Origin of the sequence: Pseudomonas sp. 44 R 15 (assembly GCF_900004965.1) — a bacterium.
GTDB classification, from domain to species: Bacteria; Pseudomonadota; Gammaproteobacteria; order Pseudomonadales; family Pseudomonadaceae; genus Aquipseudomonas; species Aquipseudomonas orientalis_A.
Genome location: NZ_CVTU01000090.1, coordinates 45304 through 61249 on the forward strand (window position 1 = coordinate 45304; position 15946 = coordinate 61249).

The window sequence follows — 15946 nt, forward strand, 5'->3', positions numbered from 1 at the left end:
CGATCGGCTTTCCTTTCTATCTGTCAGTCAGTCATTACACCGTTGGGAAAACCTGCCCGGCCTTTACGCCGATACGCGTGGAATCGTGTCATCGGCGCGCAGGGTAAAGATCTCGTAGCCGGTCTCGGTGACCAGCAGGGTGTGTTCCCACTGCGCCGAGAGCTTGCGGTCCTTGGTGATGGCGGTCCAGCCGTCGCCCAGCACCTTGGTATCGGCCTTGCCCTGGTTGATCATCGGCTCGATGGTAAAGGTCATGCCGGCCTTGAGTTCCATGCCGGTGCCGGCGCGGCCGTAGTGCAGGATCTGCGGTTCTTCGTGGAACACGGTGCCGATGCCGTGGCCGCAGAATTCGCGTACCACCGAGAAACCGTTCTTTTCGGCGTGCTTCTGGATCACTTCGCCGATATCGCCCAGGCGGCAGCCAGGCTTGACGATCTCGATGGCCTTGTACATGCATTCCTGGGTCACCTGGGACAGGCGCTCGGCCCACGGCGCCACGGTGCCGACATGGAACATGCGGCTGGTGTCGCCGAAGTAACGGTCCTTGATCACGGTGACGTCGATGTTCAGGGTGTCGCCATCCTTCAGCGGCTTGTCACCCGGAATCCCGTGGCAGACCACGTGGTTGACCGAGGTGCAGATCGACTTGGGGAAGCCCTTGTAGTTCAGCGGCGCAGGGATGGCGCCTTGCACGTTGACTATATAGTCGTGGCAGATCTGGTTCAGTGTCTCGGTGGTGACGCCGGGCTTGACGTGCTCGGCGATCATTTCCAGCACGTCGGCAGCCAGTTTTCCGGCAATGCGCATGCCGGCGATGTCTTCGGCGGTTTTCAAACTCACGGTCATACAGGCTCTCTCTAGCGCAATACGCTGAAATCAATTCGGTTGACGGGCGTGCGACAAAAGGTTGCGAAATTCGCACAAGCCACAAAAAACGCGATTCTAGCAGACGATGGTGTCAAATCATGAGCCTCTGATGATCGCTTCTCTCTATAAGGTAGGGGTAGGTCGGCTCTATTCAAGGGGTTACGTGAGCGCGTCGCGCGGCAAACGTGAATGCGTGTTCCGTTTTTGCCGATGCTGTGGTATAAAATGCGCCGCTTTCCGGGGATACCCCGCAGAGCTTAAATCCACACACGTGTCGACACGATGACCTGGGTGCCGGAGGCCTTGAAGCCGCTGGTTGGTCATTGGGATACGTGGAGGCCAAACCCGACTTATTAAGGAACTATCATGTCCCAAGTCAACATGCGCGATATGCTGAAGGCCGGTGTGCACTTCGGTCACCAGACCCGTTACTGGAACCCGAAAATGGGTAAGTACATTTTCGGCGCACGTAACAAGATCCACATTATCAACCTTGAAAAAACCCTGCCAATGTTCAACGAAGCGCTGACCTTCGTAGAGCGCCTGGCTCAGGGCAAAAACAAGATTCTGTTCGTCGGCACCAAGCGTTCCGCTGGCAAGATCGTTGCTGAAGAAGCAGCACGTTGCGGTTCGCCGTACGTCGATCACCGCTGGTTGGGCGGCATGCTGACCAACTTCAAAACCATCCGTGCTTCCATCAAGCGTCTGCGTGACCTTGAAGTGCAAGCCGAAGACGGTACTTTCGCCAAGCTGACCAAGAAAGAGGCGCTGATGCGCACTCGCGACCTGGAAAAGCTCGATCGTTCCCTGGGTGGTATCAAGGACATGGGCGGTCTGCCTGACGCACTGTTCGTTATCGACGTTGATCACGAGCGCATCGCGATCACCGAAGCCAACAAGCTGGGCATCCCGGTTATCGGCGTAGTCGATACCAACAGCAGCCCGGAAGGCGTTGACTACATCATCCCAGGCAACGATGACGCAATCCGCGCTATCCAGCTGTACATGGGTTCGATGGCTGACGCTGTAATCCGTGGTCGCAACCACGTTGCTGGTGGTACCGAGCAGTTCGTTGAAGAAGCTCCGGTCGCTGCCGCTGAGTAACTGACGCCCTGGCGTTGACTCAGTAAGCAAAAAGGGGGCTTGGCCCCCTTTTTGCCACCTCGAAAACCGTTTGTCGGCGCCCACTTGTGGCAGCGCAACATGGCAACTGTAACGTGCAGCGGCCTACAACGGTGGTTCGGGAAGAATTGATCCCCCGTTCGATCGGGTGGAATGGTTGAAAACCTATCCAAGAGGAATTTGAAAATGGCAGCAATTACTGCAGCGTTGGTTAAAGAACTGCGTGAGCGTACCGGCGAAGGCATGATGGATTGCAAGAAAGCCCTGGAAAAGGCTGACGGCGACATTGAAAAAGCCATTGATGACATGCGTGCTTCCGGCGCGATCAAGGCTGCCAAGAAAGCAGGCAACGTAGCTGCTGAAGGCGCTATCGCTCTGAAAGAAGACGGCAAATCCGCCGTTCTGCTGGAAGTGAACTCGCAGACCGACTTCCTGGCTCTGCAGGACGACTTCAAGGCATTTGTTGCTGCCAGCGTTGATAAAGCGTTCGCCGACAAGCTGACTGACGTCGCTCCGCTGATCGAAGCTCAGGAAGCTGCACGCCTGGTACTGGTCGGCAAGGTTGGCGAAAACGTCAACATCCGTCGCCTGACCCGTGTGGAAGGTGATGTTGTTGGTGGTTACCTGCACGGCAACAAAATCGGTGTAGCGGTTGTTCTGAAAGGCGGCGACGTTGAGCTGGCTAAAGACATCGCCATGCACGTTGCCGCGAGCAACCCTGAGTTCCTGCTGCCTTCGGAAGTGTCCGCCGAAGCGATCGAGCGTGAAAAAGCTGTGTTCCTGCAGCTGAACGAAGAAAAAATCAAAGGCAAGCCGGAAAACATTGTTGAAAATATGGTCAAGGGCCGTATCAGCAAGTTCCTGGCTGAAGCAAGCCTGGTTGAGCAGGCGTTCGTCAAGAACCCTGAAATCAAGGTGGGCGAACTGGCCAAGAAAGCCGGTGCTGAAATCGTTTCCTTCACCTACTTCAAAGTAGGCGACGGCATCGAGAAGCCGGTCGACAACTTCGCTGAAGAAGTTGCTGCCCAGCTGGCTGCCGCCAAGCAATAAGACAGTTTTCAACTGTCGCCCGAAAGAGGCTGCCCGCTCACGCGCGCAGCCTCTTTTCAAATGGGAACGCTAATTTTATTTGGCTTCCCCTCGGAACTGGCTTACAAAGCCGTGTTCCGATGGCGCTGTGATAGCGTCCAGCTAGAGTGAACGCAAGCCGTAAACGGCTCGCCAAGAATTTTTTAGAACATACGCCGCAGGAGAGATTCGCAATGGCTCAGCAGGGCAGTGGTTATCAGGCTCGCTATAAACGCATTCTACTCAAGCTCAGCGGCGAGGCCCTGATGGGCTCGGAAGAGTTCGGGATCGACCCCAAGGTGCTTGACCGCATGGCGCTCGAAGTCGGCCAATTGGTCGGTATCGGTGTTCAGGTGGGCCTGGTGATCGGCGGTGGCAACCTGTTCCGCGGTGCGGCACTGAGTGCTGCGGGCATGGATCGGGTCACCGGCGACCACATGGGCATGCTGGCCACTGTGATGAACGCCCTGGCCATGCGCGACGCCCTGGAGCGCGCCAACATCTCGGCCATCGTGATGTCGGCGATTTCCATGGTCGGCGTGACCGATCACTACGATCGCCGCAAAGCCATGCGCCACCTGAACGCCAAGGAAGTGGTGATTTTTGCCGCAGGCACCGGCAACCCGTTCTTCACCACCGATTCGGCCGCGTGCCTGCGCGCTATCGAAATCGACGCCGACGTGGTGCTGAAGGCGACCAAGGTGGATGGCGTATACACTGCAGATCCATTCAAAGACCCGCATGCCGAGAAGTTCGATCATCTGACCTACGATGAAGTGCTGGATCGCAAGCTGGGTGTGATGGACCTGACGGCTATCTGCCTGTGCCGCGACCACAAGATGCCGCTGCGCGTATTTAACATGAACAAGCCCGGCGCCCTGCTGAATATCGTACACGGCGGCGCGGAAGGGACTCTGATCGAGGAAGGCCAACAATGATCAACGAAATCAAGAAAGACGCTCAAGAGCGTATGCACAAATCCCTGGAGTCTCTGAACCATGCGTTCGGCCAGATTCGTACCGGCAAGGCGCACCCGAGCATCCTGGGCAGCGTGATGGTGCCGTACTACGGCACGGACACGTCCATCACCCAGGTGGCCAACATCACCGTAAAAGACTCGCGCACCCTGCAAGTCGTGGCCTTCGAGCGCAACATGCTCGGTGCTGTCGACAAAGCCATCCAGAGCGCCGGCCTGAACCTCAACCCGACCAACCTGGGCGAGTTGCTGCTGATTTCCATGCCTGCCCTGACCGAAGAAACCCGCAAGGGCTTCACCAAGCAGGCGCGCAGCGCGGCTGAAGATGCACGCGTGGCCGTGCGCAATATCCGTCGCGATGCCTTGGGTGATCTGAAGAAGCTGGTCAAGGACAAGGAAATCAGCGAAGACGAAGAGCGTCGCGCCGTCGCCGATATCGATAAGCTGACCAAGGATGCGGAGGCCCAGATCACCAAGGCCACCGAGGAAAAAGAAAAGGACCTGATGGCCGTATAAGGGGTCAGGACGCCTTCATGGAAAAGACCAAGCAGACTGTGCCCTCTGTGGTGCCGCGCCATGTCGCGATCATCATGGATGGGAATAATCGCTGGGCGAAAAAACGCTTTATGCCGGGTGTTGCCGGGCATAAAGCGGGTGTCGATGCGGTGCGCGCTGTCATCGAAGTGTGTGCCGAAGCCAAGGTTGAAGTGCTGACGCTGTTTGCCTTTTCCAGTGAGAACTGGCAACGGCCCGCCGAAGAGGTCAGCGCCTTGATGGACCTGTTCTTCAAGGCGCTGCGTCGCGAGGCCAAGCGCCTCAATGACAACAACATCAGCCTGCGTATCATTGGTGACCGCTCCCGCTTCCACCCGGAGTTGCAGGCGGCCATGCGTGAAGCCGAGGCCATCACTGCCGGCAGCAACCGTTTTGTGCTGCAGATCGCAGCCAATTACGGCGGCCAGTGGGACATTGCCCAGGCTGCGCAGCGACTGGCCCGCGAAGTGCAGGCCGGTCATCTGCGGCCCGACGACATTACGCCCGAACTGTTGCAGACCTGCCTGGTAACCGGCGACCTGCCGTTGCCGGACTTGTGCATTCGTACCGGTGGTGAGCACCGCATCAGCAATTTCCTGCTGTGGCAGCTGGCCTATACCGAGCTGTACTTCTCCGACCTGTTCTGGCCGGACTTCAAACACGATGCCATGCGCAATGCGCTGGCCGATTTCGCTTCCCGTCAGCGTCGCTTCGGTAAAACGAGCGAGCAGATCGAAGCTGGAGCCCGGGTTTAAATGCTTAAACAACGAATCATCACGGCACTGATCCTGCTGCCGATTGCCTTGTGCGGTTTTTTCCTGCTTGAAGGTTCCGGTTTTGCGCTGTTCATCGGCCTGGTCGTCATGCTCGGAGCATGGGAGTGGGCGCGTCTGGCGGGGTTCAGCGACCAATTGCAACGTATGGCCTACGCCGCCATCGTCGCGCTGTTGCTGTTCCTGATGTACATCCTGCCCGATATCGCGCCCTGGGTGCTGGGTGCGGCGGTACTGTGGTGGGCCACGGCGACGTTCCTGGTGCTCACCTATCCACGGACCAGCGGCCAGTGGTCCAGTGTGGCGTGCAAGCTGGTAATTGGTTTGCTGATCCTGCTGCCGGCCTGGCAAGGGCTGGTGGAAATCAAGCGTTTCCCCAACGGCAACGAATTGATCCTGGCCGTCATGGTGCTGGTCTGGGGGGCTGACATCGGCGCCTACTTTTCCGGCCGTGCTTTTGGCAAGCGTAAGCTGGCGCCGGCCGTCAGCCCGGGCAAGAGCTGGGAAGGCGTATACGGCGGTCTGGCGTTTACGCTGCTGATTACGTTGGTGGTCGGTGTGCTGCGTGACTGGTCGGTGAAGCAGATCTTCCTGGCCTTGCTGGGGACCGCCGTGGTCGTATTCATTTCGGTGGTGGGCGACCTCACCGAAAGCATGTTCAAGCGTCAGGCCGGGATCAAGGACAGCAGTAACCTGCTGCCGGGTCACGGTGGTGTGCTGGACCGTATCGATAGTCTCACCGCTGCATTGCCGATCTTTGCCGTGTTGCTGTGGATGATCGCTTCGTGAGCCGCCTGCAACAGGTCACGGTGCTGGGCGCAACGGGCTCGGTCGGGCTGAGCAGCCTGGATGTGATCGCCCGTCATCCTGATCGTTATCAAGTGTTTGCCCTGACTGGCTTCACGCGTATGAGCGAGCTGCTGGCGCTGTGCGTGCGCCACTCGCCGCGTTTTGCGGTGGTGCCGCAGGCAGTTGCCGCACGTGGCCTGCAGGATGATCTGCGCGCTGCCGGTCTCGCCACCCAGGTGTTGGTGGGTGAGGAGGGGCTGTGCCAGGTGTCGGCGGATGCCGAGGTGGATACGGTGGTGGCGGCGATCGTCGGGGCAGCGGGTTTGCGTCCCACGCTTGCCGCAGTCGATGCGGGCAAAAAGATCCTGCTGGCCAATAAAGAAGCCTTGGTCATGTCCGGTGCGCTCTTCATGCAGGCCGTGCGCAAGAGCGGTGCGGTCCTGTTGCCCCTCGACAGCGAGCACAACGCGATCTTCCAGTGCATGCCCGTCGATTTTGCCCGTGGCTTGAGCCAGGTGGGTGTGCGCCGGATTTTGCTCACGGCTTCCGGTGGCCCCTTCCGGCAAACGCCGCTGGATGAACTGGAGCATGTATCGCCGGACCAGGCGTGTGCGCATCCCAATTGGTCCATGGGGCGCAAAATCTCCGTGGATTCGGCAAGCATGATGAACAAGGGGCTGGAGCTGATCGAGGCGTGCTGGTTGTTCGATGCGCGGCCTGACCAGGTGGAAGTGGTGATTCACCCACAAAGTGTGATTCATTCCCTGGTCGATTACGTGGACGGCTCGGTGCTGGCGCAATTGGGTAACCCCGATATGCGCACGCCGATCGCCAATGCCCTGGCGTGGCCGGAACGGATTGACTCCGGTGTGGCGCCGTTGGACCTGTTTGCGATTGCGCGCCTGGATTTTCAAGCACCGGACGAGCAGCGCTTTCCATGCCTGCGTCTGGCCCGGCAGGCGGCCGAGGCGGGTAACAGCGCGCCAGCCATGCTTAATGCAGCCAATGAAGTCGCCGTGGCGGCGTTTCTCGAACGGCGCATCCGCTTTCCGCAGATCGCGAGTATCATCGAGGACGTCCTGAATCTTGAGCCGGTAGTGGCTGTGAATGATCTGGGAGCCGTGTTCGAAGCGGATACCAAGGCCCGGGCCCTGGCCGAGCAATGGCTGGACCGCAACGCGCGTCAGGCTGTGGGCGGGTGAGCGCCTTCAGGCATCGGATTGAAATGCGGAGAAATTAGATGAGTGCGCTCTACATGATTGTCGGCACCCTGGTTGCTCTGGGTGTGCTGGTTACCTTCCACGAATTCGGCCACTTCTGGGTGGCGCGTCGTTGCGGCGTCAAGGTACTGCGCTTTTCCGTCGGTTTCGGCATGCCGCTGGTTCGCTGGCATGATCGTCGAGGCACCGAGTTCGTGATCGCAGCCATCCCGTTGGGTGGCTACGTGAAGATGCTCGACGAGCGCGAAGGCGAAGTGCCTGCGGATCAGTTGGACCAATCCTTCAACCGCAAGACCGTTCGTCAGCGTATCGCCATCGTGGCCGCCGGCCCGATTGCCAACTTCCTGTTGGCGATGGTGTTCTTCTGGGTGCTCGCCATGATGGGCAGCCAGCAGGTGCGCCCGGTCATCGGCGCGGTCGAGTCAGGCAGTATTGCGGCCAAGGCCGGGCTGGTGGCAGGGCAGGAAATTGTTTCCATTGATGGCGAGCCCACCACCGGTTGGGGCGCGGTCAATTTGCAGCTGGTGCGTCGACTGGGTGAAAGCGGTACCGTCAATGTGGTGGTGCGCGAGCAGGACTCCAGCGCCGAAAGCCCGCGTGAGCTGGCTTTGGACCGTTGGCTGCAAGGTGCTGACGAGCCGGATCCGATCAAATCCCTGGGTATTCGTCCCTGGCGTCCGGCGCTGCCGCCGGTATTGGCCGAGCTGGACCCGAAAGGTCCGGCGCAGGCCGCAGGCCTTAAAACCGGTGATCGGCTGTTGGCCCTCGATGGACAGGCACTGGGTGACTGGCAGCAAGTGGTCGACCTGGTGCGTGTACGTCCTGATACCAAAATTGTGCTGAAAGTTGAGCGTGAAGGTGCTCAAATCGACGTCCCTGTGACCTTGTCGGTTCGTGGGGAGGCCAAGGCCGCCGGGGGTTACCTGGGTGCCGGGGTCAAAGGTGTCGATTGGCCGCCATCGATGGTGAGAGAGGTCAGCTTCGGGCCGTTGGCCGCGATTGGCGAGGGTACCAGGCGCACTTGGACCATGAGCGTGCTGACCCTCGAATCCCTCAAGAAAATGTTGTTCGGCGAGCTCTCGGTAAAAAACTTGAGTGGACCGATAACCATTGCTAAAGTGGCGGGCGCTTCTGCCCAGTCGGGTGTCGCGGATTTCCTGAATTTCCTGGCTTATCTGAGTATCAGCCTTGGAGTTCTGAATTTGCTGCCCATTCCTGTATTGGATGGGGGGCATCTGCTGTTTTATCTGGTCGAGTGGGTGCGTGGTCGCCCCTTGTCGGATCGGGTGCAGGGTTGGGGGATACAGATCGGTATCAGTTTGGTGGTCGGAGTGATGTTGTTAGCTCTGGTCAACGATCTGGGACGACTGTAACGCTTCGCTGAATTGCGAATCTGCCGCATTTTGCGGCAGTTTGTTTATTGCCAGTTGGAATAAGAAAGGACTTCATGAAACGTCTGCTGCTAACTGCGGTTCTCACCGTATTGATGATCGCCGAAGTTCACGCCGAGTCCTTCACCATCTCCGATATTCGCGTCAACGGCCTCCAGCGGGTTTCCGCGGGTAGCGTCTTTGGTGCCTTGCCGTTGAACGTCGGGGAACAGGCTGATGATCGTCGCCTGGTGGAATCCACTCGTGCGCTGTTCAAAACCGGGTTCTTTCAAGATATCCAACTGGGTCGCGAAGGCAATGTCCTGGTCATCACCGTCGTCGAGCGGCCTTCGGTTGCGAGTATCACGATCGAGGGCAACAAGGCCATCTCCACTGAAGACCTGATGAAAGGGTTGAAGCAGTCGGGCCTGGCCGAGGGCGAGATCTTCCAGCGCGCCACCCTTGAAGGTGTGCGTAACGAACTGCAACGCCAGTACGTTGCCCAGGGCCGCTACTCGGCGAGCGTGGACACGGAAGTGATTCCGCAGCCGCGTAACCGGGTAGGCCTGAAGGTCAACATCAACGAAGGCACCGTGGCGGCCATCCAGCACATCAACGTGGTGGGCAACACCAAGTTCGCTGATGAAGACCTGATCGGCCTGTTCGAACTGAAGACCACCAACTGGTTGTCATTCTTCAAGAATGATGACAAGTACGCCCGTGAGAAATTGTCCGGCGACCTGGAACGCCTGCGCTCCTACTACCTGGACCGTGGCTACATCAATATGGACATCGCATCGACCCAGGTGTCCATCACCCCGGACAAGAAGCACGTCTACATCACTGTCAACGTCAACGAAGGCGAGAAGTACAAGGTTCGTGACGTCAAGCTCAGCGGTGACTTGAAAGTACCTGAAGACCAGGTCAAGTCCCTGTTGCTCGTCCAGAAGGACCAGGTGTTCTCGCGCAAGCTGATGACCACCACGTCCGAGCTGATCACCCGTCGCCTGGGTAACGAAGGCTACACCTTCGCCAACGTCAACGGCGTGCCGACCCCGAACGATGAAGACCACACCGTGGACATCACGTTCGTCGTGGATCCGGGCAAGCGTGCCTATGTCAACCGCATCAACTTCCGTGGCAATACCAAGTCCTCGGACGAAGTGCTGCGTCGTGAAATGCGCCAGATGGAAGGTGGCTGGGCGTCGACTTACCTGATCGACCAATCCAAGACCCGACTCGAGCGCCTGGGCTTCTTCAAGGAAGTCAACGTTGAAACCCCGGCCGTACCGGGTGTGGATGACCAGGTCGACGTGAACTACGCCGTTGAAGAACAAGCCTCGGGCTCGATTACCGCCAGCGTCGGTTTCGCACAGAGCGCCGGTTTGATCCTGGGCGGTTCCATCACCCAAAACAACTTCCTCGGTACCGGTAACCGTGTCTCCATCGGCCTGACCCGAAGCGAATACCAGAGCCGATACAACTTCGGCTATACCGACCCCTACTGGACTGCAGACGGTGTGAGCCTGGGCTACAACGCCTTCTATCGCACCACCGACTACAAAGACCTCGACGTTGACGTTGCAAGCTACGCGATCGACAGCCTCGGCGCCGGTGTGAACGTGGGTTACCCGATCAGCGAGACCTCGCGTCTCACCTTCGGCCTGACCGCGCAGCAGGATGAGATCAAGACCGGTGTGTACACCGTGGACGAGATCTTCGACTTCACCCGCCGTGAAGGCGACAAGTTCCTGAACTTCAAGGCGTCTGCCGGCTGGTCCGAGTCGACCCTGAACAAGGGCGTACTGGCAACCCGTGGCCATTCCCAGAGCCTGACCGCGGAAGTCACCACGCCGGGCAGCGACCTGTCGTTCTTCAAACTCGATTATCGCGGCCAGTTGTTCCAGCCGTTGAGCGACAACTACACCATGCGCCTGCACACCGAGCTGGGCTATGGCGACGGTTATGGTTCGACCGATGGCTTGCCGTTCTATGAAAACTATTACGCGGGTGGTTTCAACTCGGTACGTGGCTTCAAGGACAGCACCCTGGGTCCGCGTGGTACGCCGAGCCGTGGCCAGGACTTTACGGGTAACCAGGGCACGCGAGTGGACTCCGACAACAAGCCGCTGCCATTTGGCGGTAACGTTCTGATCCAGGGCGGTGCAGAAATTCTGTTCCCGCTGCCATTCGTGAAAGATCAACGTTCCCTGCGTACTTCGGTCTTCTGGGATGTGGGTAACGTGTTCGACTCCAAATGTGAGCAGATCACCAACCCGAACGGTTCGCGGTCCAACACCCAGTGTAACGACGTGAGTCTCAGCAATCTGGCGAGCTCCGTGGGTGTGGGTGTGACCTGGGTGACCGCGCTGGGCCCATTGAGCTTTGCTCTGGCCATGCCGATCAAGAAACCGGATAACGCTGAAACCCAGATTTTCCAATTCTCCCTTGGCCAGACGTTCTAAGCGTCTGACCTAAGATAACGACAACGGATTCTGTAGGAGTACATCGTGCGTAAGTTGACTCAATTGGTCCTGCTGGCCACTGTGCTGGTAACCACCCCGGCCTTCGCCGAAATGAAAATTGCCGTGCTGAACTATCAGATGGCCCTTCTGGAATCTGACGCGGCCAAGCGTTACGCCGTGGATGCTGAGAAGAAATTCGGTCCGCAACTGACCAAGCTCAAGACTCTGGAAAGCAGCGCCAAGGGCATCCAGGACCGTCTGGTTGCCGGTGGCGACAAGATGCAGCAAGGCGAGCGCGAACGTCTGGAGCTTGAGTTCAAGCAAAAGGCCCGTGACTACCAGTTCCAGTCCAAGGAGCTGAACGAAGCCAAGGCGGTTGCCGACCGCGAAATGCTCAAGCAGCTCAAGCCCAAGCTCGACAGCGCCGTGGAAGAAGTCATCAAGAAGGGTGCCTTTGACCTGGTGTTCGAACGTGGCGCCGTGATTGACGTCAAGCCTCAATACGACATCACCCGCCAGGTGATCGAGCGCATGAACCAGCTGAAGTAAACCATGACTGCGACTATCAAGCTCGGCGAGTTGGCCGAGTTCCTGGGGGCCACCTTGCGTGGCTCCAAGGAGAAGGAAATCACTGGGCTAGCCACCTTGCAGGAGGCTGGCCCAGCTCAGTTGAGCTTCCTGGCGAAGCCCCAATACCGTAAGTATCTGGTCGACTGCCAAGCCGGCGCCGTGTTGCTTACGGCCGTCGATGCCGAAGGGTTTACTGGGGACGCGCTGGTGGTGGCTGACCCTTACCTGGCTTTTGCCCGGGCGTCGCACCTGTTCGCTCCAAAATCCAAGGCCAGCGCTGGTATTCATCCGTCTGCGGTGATCGCCGATGATGCCCAGGTTGATCCCTCGGCCAGCATTGGTGCCTTTGCGGTGATCGAGAACGGCGCACGTATTGGCGCGGGTGTAACGGTCGGCGCTCATTGCTTTATCGGCGCGCGTTGTGAAATCGGTGTCGATGGCTGGCTTGCTCCTCGCGTGACCCTTTACCACGACGTGCGTATCGGTGAGCGGGTGGTTCTGCAGTCGGGCGCTGTGATCGGTGGTGAAGGTTTTGGTTTTGCCAATTCCAAAGGTATTTGGCACAAGGTTGCCCACGTCGGCGGCGTATTGATCGGCGATGACGTGGAAATCGGCGTGAATACTGCCGTTGATCGTGGAGCCTTGGCCGATACCGTCATAGGCAACGGCGTGAAGCTCGACAACCAGATCCATATCGCTCACAACGTGCAGATTGGCGACCACACCGCCATGGCGGCATGCGTGGGCATTTCCGGCAGTACCAAAATCGGCAAGCATTGCATGCTCGCCGGTGGCGTCGGGCTGGTGGGGCATATCGATATTTGCGACAACGTCTTCATCACCGGCATGACCATGGTCACCCACTCGATTACCGAGCCGGGTTCCTATTCTTCCGGTACCGCCATGCAGCCCTCGGCTGAATGGCGCAAGAGTGCAGCACGCTTGCGGCAGATCGACGACATGGCTCGACGTCTCAAACAGCTGGAAAAGCGTGTTGGGGACGTGACCCCTGGCGGTGATGCTTCATCAGAAGGCTGATACCATTTCCATATCAAGTGTGCACAGCCGATAGACTGCCTCCTTGATTTGCTAGCGGGGCGTGCTTTTAGTCCGCCCGCCCCCAATCTTTATTACAGGCTTCCCCCCGAAATGATGGACATCAACGAGATTCGCGAATACCTGCCTCACCGTTATCCGTTCCTGCTGGTGGATCGTGTAGTGGACCTCAATGTTGAGGAAAAGCGCATTCGTGCCTACAAGAATGTCAGCATCAACGAACCGTTTTTCAATGGTCACTTTCCTGCGCATCCCATCATGCCGGGCGTGTTGATCATCGAAGCAATGGCCCAGGCTGCCGGTATCCTTGGTTTCAAAATGCTTGACCTCAAGCCTGCCGACGGCACGCTTTACTATTTCGTGGGTTCCGACAAGTTGCGTTTCCGCAATCCGGTCACTCCGGGTGACCAGTTGATCCTGGAAGCCAAGTTCATCAGCTGCAAGCGCCAGATCTGGAAGTTCGAATGCCAGGCTTCGGTGGATGGCAAGCCGGTGTGCTCAGCCGAGATCATCTGTGCGGAACGCAAACTATGAGTTTGATTGACCCTCGCGCAATCATCGATCCGTCGGCCGTACTGGCCGCCGACGTTGAGGTCGGCCCCTGGTCGATCGTCGGCGCAGGTGTGGAAATCGGCGAGGGGACTGTCATCGGGCCACACGTGATCCTCAAGGGTCCGACCCGCATTGGCAAACACAATCGTATCTACCAGTTTTCCTCGGTAGGCGAAGACACCCCGGACATGAAGTACAAGGGTGAAGAAACACGGCTGGTCATCGGTGACCACAACATCATCCGTGAAGGCGTGACCATTCACCGTGGCACTGTGCAGGACCGCGCCGAGACCACGCTGGGTGATCACAACCTGGTGATGGCCTACGCGCATATCGGCCACGACAGCGTGATTGGCAACCACTGCATCCTGGTCAATAACACCGCGTTGGCCGGGCATGTGCATGTGGATGACTGGGCAATCCTGTCCGGTTTCACCCTGGTTCATCAATACTGCCATATCGGCGCCCACAGCTTTTCCGGCATGGGCACCGCCATCGGCAAGGATGTCCCTGCATTCGTCACGGTGTTCGGCAACCCTGCCGAAGCGCGCAGCATGAATTTCGAAGGCATGCGCCGTCGCGGTTTCAGCGACGACGCAATCCAGGCCCTGCGCCGCGCCTACAAGACGGTTTACCGTCAAGGGCTGACGGTTGAGCAGGCCTTGATCGAACTGACCGAGCCGGCAGCGTCGTTCCCGGAAGTCGCGGTGTTCCGTGACTCGATCCAGGCGTCGACTCGCGGCATTACTCGCTGATCATGGCCAAGTTGCGTATCGCATTGGTCGCCGGGGAAGCTTCCGGCGATATTCTCGGCGCCGGCCTGATGCGGGCGCTGAAAGCCCGGCACCCGGCCATCGAGTTTATCGGCGTCGGCGGCCCCTTGATGCAGGCTGAAGGCCTTACCTCCTACTTTCCGATGGAGCGCCTGTCGGTCATGGGGTTGGTCGAAGTGCTGGGGCGCCTGCGTGAATTGCTCGCGCGGCGCAAGTTGCTGATCAAGACGCTGATCGACGAAAGGCCCGACGTCTTTATCGGTATCGATGCCCCGGATTTCACCCTCAACATCGAACTCAAGCTGCGCCAGGCCGGGATCAAGACCGTGCACTATGTCAGCCCGTCCGTATGGGCGTGGCGGCAAAAGCGTGTGCTCAAGATTCGCGAAGGCTGCGACTTGATGCTGACCCTGCTGCCGTTCGAGGCCAGATTCTACGAAGAGAAGGGCGTGCCGGTGCGGTTCGTCGGCCATACCCTGGCCGATGCCATTCCTTTGCAGGCTGACCGTGACGCGGCGCGTACCGAACTGGGGCTGGTTGCCGGCCCGCTGGTCGCACTGATGCCGGGTAGCCGAGGGGGCGAGGTCGGACGACTGGGCAGCCTGTTTTTTGATGCCGCCGAACGTCTGCAGGCACTCAAGCCAGGCGTTCGTTTTGTGCTGCCGTGCGCCAGCCCGCAGCGCCGCGCGCAAATTGAAACACTGCTGCAAGGGCGCAACCTGCCGCTGACCCTGCTCGACGGTCAGTCCCATCTGGCCCTGGCCGCTTGCGACGCCGTATTGATCGCGTCGGGTACCGCGACCCTGGAAGCCCTGCTGTACAAGCGTCCGATGGTAGTGGCCTATCGCCTGGCTCCGCTGACTTTCTGGATTCTCAAGCGGATGGTCAAGAGCCCGTATATTTCATTGCCCAATCTGCTGGCCCAACGGTTGCTGGTGCCGGAGTTGTTGCAGGACGATGCTACGCCCGAAGCGCTGGCGCAAACTCTACTACCCTTGATTGACGGCGGCGCCGAGCAGACCCGTGGTTTCGACGCTATTCACCGCACCTTGCGCCGTGATGCCTCGAACCAGGCGGCGGATGCTGTGCTGGAGCTGATCGGCCACAAACAGGAAGCCTTATGAGCACGCAGATGGGCCTGGATTTCAGCCTGGTTGCACAAGCCCACGAATTGGTGGCGGGTGTCGACGAAGTCGGACGCGGCCCGTTGTGCGGTGCGGTCGTGACGGCGGCGGTGATCCTCGACCCGAGCCGTCCGATCCTGGGCCTGAATGACTCGAAAAAACTCACTGAAGCCCGTCGTGAAAAACTCTATGACGAGATCTGTGAAAAGGCTTTGAGCTGGCATATCGCCCGGGCGGAAGTCGAAGAAATCGACGAGTTGAACATCCTGCACGCCACCATGCTTGCCATGCAGCGCGCGGTTGAAGGGCTGCATATCACGCCCAGGCTGGCGATGATTGACGGTAACCGTTGCCCCAAACTGGCGATGCGCGCCGAGGCCGTGGTCCAGGGCGACAGCAAGGTGCCGGCGATTGCGGCGGCGTCGATTCTGGCCAAGGTCAGCCGCGACCGCGAAATGGCGGCTTTCGATCTGGTTTACCCGGGCTACGGCATGGGCGGCCATAAAGGCTACCCGACGCCCGTTCATCTGGAAGCCCTGGCGCGACTCGGTCCTACGCCGATCCACCGCCGCTCGTTCGCCCCGGTGCGCCAGGCTTATGAGCTGCGCGAGAGCCTCAGCGAGGTGTAGTCGCGAGGCTGATGTTTTGCTCCAGGCCCGGTACAATCCCGGGCCTTGTCGTTTCCAA

General features: G+C 58.9%; 16 protein-coding genes. 15 read left to right on the forward strand and 1 reads right to left on the reverse strand.

The features are described 5' to 3' along the window. Positions 1 to 63 precede the first annotated feature (63 nt). Complete coding sequence (map, locus tag BFP93_RS12510; protein ID WP_065893367.1) at positions 64 to 846, reverse strand: type I methionyl aminopeptidase; 783 nt, start codon at positions 844 to 846, stop codon at positions 64 to 66. Positions 847 to 1233: 387 nt separating this feature from the next. Between map and rpsB the strand changes: the two genes are divergently transcribed. The 15 genes from rpsB to rnhB all read left to right on the forward strand — a co-directional run bounded on the left by rpsB (position 1234) and on the right by rnhB (position 15888). Beyond that, complete coding sequence (gene rpsB / locus BFP93_RS12515; RefSeq protein ID WP_003219330.1) at positions 1234 to 1971, forward strand: 30S ribosomal protein S2; 738 nt, start codon at positions 1234 to 1236, stop codon at positions 1969 to 1971. Positions 1972 to 2175: 204 nt separating this feature from the next. Then, positions 2176 to 3039, forward strand: coding sequence for a translation elongation factor Ts (gene tsf, locus BFP93_RS12520; protein WP_065886087.1), 864 nt, complete (start codon positions 2176 to 2178; stop codon positions 3037 to 3039). A gap of 212 nt (positions 3040 to 3251) precedes the next feature. Next, a complete protein-coding gene (gene pyrH / locus BFP93_RS12525) occupies positions 3252 to 3995 on the forward strand; it encodes a UMP kinase (RefSeq protein WP_003172271.1) in 744 nt (247 codons plus the stop codon). Further along, positions 3992 to 4549: a ribosome recycling factor gene (gene frr, locus BFP93_RS12530; RefSeq protein ID WP_065886088.1), complete on the forward strand. Its 558-nt coding sequence runs from the start codon at positions 3992 to 3994 to the stop codon at positions 4547 to 4549. The genes pyrH and frr overlap by 4 nt, the downstream gene beginning before the upstream one ends. A 17-nt stretch (positions 4550 to 4566) precedes the next feature. After that, positions 4567 to 5322 (forward strand): polyprenyl diphosphate synthase, encoded by a 756-nt coding sequence (uppS, locus tag BFP93_RS12535; RefSeq protein WP_017137143.1) that lies wholly within the window; start codon positions 4567 to 4569, stop codon positions 5320 to 5322. Further along, the gene (locus BFP93_RS12540; RefSeq protein WP_065893368.1) at positions 5323 to 6129 is read left to right on the forward strand and encodes a phosphatidate cytidylyltransferase; all 807 of its coding nucleotides are present in this window, start codon (positions 5323 to 5325) and stop codon (positions 6127 to 6129) included. It begins immediately after the preceding gene. Beyond that, positions 6126 to 7331 (forward strand): 1-deoxy-D-xylulose-5-phosphate reductoisomerase, encoded by a 1206-nt coding sequence (ispC, locus tag BFP93_RS12545; protein ID WP_065893369.1) that lies wholly within the window; start codon positions 6126 to 6128, stop codon positions 7329 to 7331. The genes BFP93_RS12540 and ispC overlap by 4 nt, the downstream gene beginning before the upstream one ends. Before the next feature lie 38 nt (positions 7332 to 7369). Next, entirely contained in the window at positions 7370 to 8722 is a 1353-nt protein-coding gene (gene rseP, locus BFP93_RS12550) for a sigma E protease regulator RseP (RefSeq protein WP_065893370.1), read from the forward strand. 74 nt (positions 8723 to 8796) lie between these two features. Then, positions 8797 to 11184, forward strand: coding sequence for an outer membrane protein assembly factor BamA (bamA, locus tag BFP93_RS12555; protein ID WP_065893371.1), 2388 nt, complete (start codon positions 8797 to 8799; stop codon positions 11182 to 11184). 45 nt (positions 11185 to 11229) lie between these two features. Then, a complete protein-coding gene (locus BFP93_RS12560) occupies positions 11230 to 11733 on the forward strand; it encodes an OmpH family outer membrane protein (protein WP_003189173.1) in 504 nt (167 codons plus the stop codon). A 3-nt stretch (positions 11734 to 11736) separates the two neighbouring features. Beyond that, entirely contained in the window at positions 11737 to 12792 is a 1056-nt protein-coding gene (lpxD, locus tag BFP93_RS12565; RefSeq protein WP_065893372.1) for a UDP-3-O-(3-hydroxymyristoyl)glucosamine N-acyltransferase, read from the forward strand. A gap of 111 nt (positions 12793 to 12903) precedes the next feature. Further along, positions 12904 to 13344: a 3-hydroxyacyl-ACP dehydratase FabZ gene (gene fabZ, locus BFP93_RS12570; RefSeq protein WP_003172281.1), complete on the forward strand. Its 441-nt coding sequence runs from the start codon at positions 12904 to 12906 to the stop codon at positions 13342 to 13344. Next, positions 13341 to 14117, forward strand: a complete 777-nt coding sequence (gene lpxA / locus BFP93_RS12575) for an acyl-ACP--UDP-N-acetylglucosamine O-acyltransferase (protein WP_065886094.1) — start codon at positions 13341 to 13343, stop codon at positions 14115 to 14117. Before fabZ ends, lpxA begins: the two co-directional genes overlap by 4 nt. A gap of 2 nt (positions 14118 to 14119) precedes the next feature. After that, complete coding sequence (lpxB, locus tag BFP93_RS12580; RefSeq protein ID WP_065893373.1) at positions 14120 to 15259, forward strand: lipid-A-disaccharide synthase; 1140 nt, start codon at positions 14120 to 14122, stop codon at positions 15257 to 15259. Continuing rightward, a complete protein-coding gene (rnhB, locus tag BFP93_RS12585; RefSeq protein WP_065893374.1) occupies positions 15256 to 15888 on the forward strand; it encodes a ribonuclease HII in 633 nt (210 codons plus the stop codon). The genes lpxB and rnhB overlap by 4 nt, the downstream gene beginning before the upstream one ends. Positions 15889 to 15946: the final 58 nt, after the last annotated feature.

Excerpts from the sequence above, each read along its gene's own strand:
- rnhB (WP_065893374.1), top strand. The coding sequence starts at position 15,256 with ATGAGCACGCAGATGGGCCTGGATTTCAGCCTGGTTGCACAAGCCCAC.
- lpxA (WP_065886094.1), top strand. The coding sequence starts at position 13,341 with ATGAGTTTGATTGACCCTCGCGCAATCATCGATCCGTCGGCCGTACTG.
- tsf (WP_065886087.1), top strand. The coding sequence starts at position 2,176 with ATGGCAGCAATTACTGCAGCGTTGGTTAAAGAACTGCGTGAGCGTACC.
- lpxD (WP_065893372.1), top strand. The coding sequence starts at position 11,737 with ATGACTGCGACTATCAAGCTCGGCGAGTTGGCCGAGTTCCTGGGGGCC.
- pyrH (WP_003172271.1), top strand. The coding sequence starts at position 3,252 with ATGGCTCAGCAGGGCAGTGGTTATCAGGCTCGCTATAAACGCATTCTA.
- map (WP_065893367.1), bottom strand. The coding sequence starts at position 846 with ATGACCGTGAGTTTGAAAACCGCCGAAGACATCGCCGGCATGCGCATT.
- frr (WP_065886088.1), top strand. The coding sequence starts at position 3,992 with ATGATCAACGAAATCAAGAAAGACGCTCAAGAGCGTATGCACAAATCC.
- bamA (WP_065893371.1), top strand. The coding sequence starts at position 8,797 with ATGAAACGTCTGCTGCTAACTGCGGTTCTCACCGTATTGATGATCGCC.
- uppS (WP_017137143.1), top strand. The coding sequence starts at position 4,567 with ATGGAAAAGACCAAGCAGACTGTGCCCTCTGTGGTGCCGCGCCATGTC.
- fabZ (WP_003172281.1), top strand. The coding sequence starts at position 12,904 with ATGATGGACATCAACGAGATTCGCGAATACCTGCCTCACCGTTATCCG.
- lpxB (WP_065893373.1), top strand. The coding sequence starts at position 14,120 with ATGGCCAAGTTGCGTATCGCATTGGTCGCCGGGGAAGCTTCCGGCGAT.
- rpsB (WP_003219330.1), top strand. The coding sequence starts at position 1,234 with ATGTCCCAAGTCAACATGCGCGATATGCTGAAGGCCGGTGTGCACTTC.
- rseP (WP_065893370.1), top strand. The coding sequence starts at position 7,370 with ATGAGTGCGCTCTACATGATTGTCGGCACCCTGGTTGCTCTGGGTGTG.
- BFP93_RS12540 (WP_065893368.1), top strand. The coding sequence starts at position 5,323 with ATGCTTAAACAACGAATCATCACGGCACTGATCCTGCTGCCGATTGCC.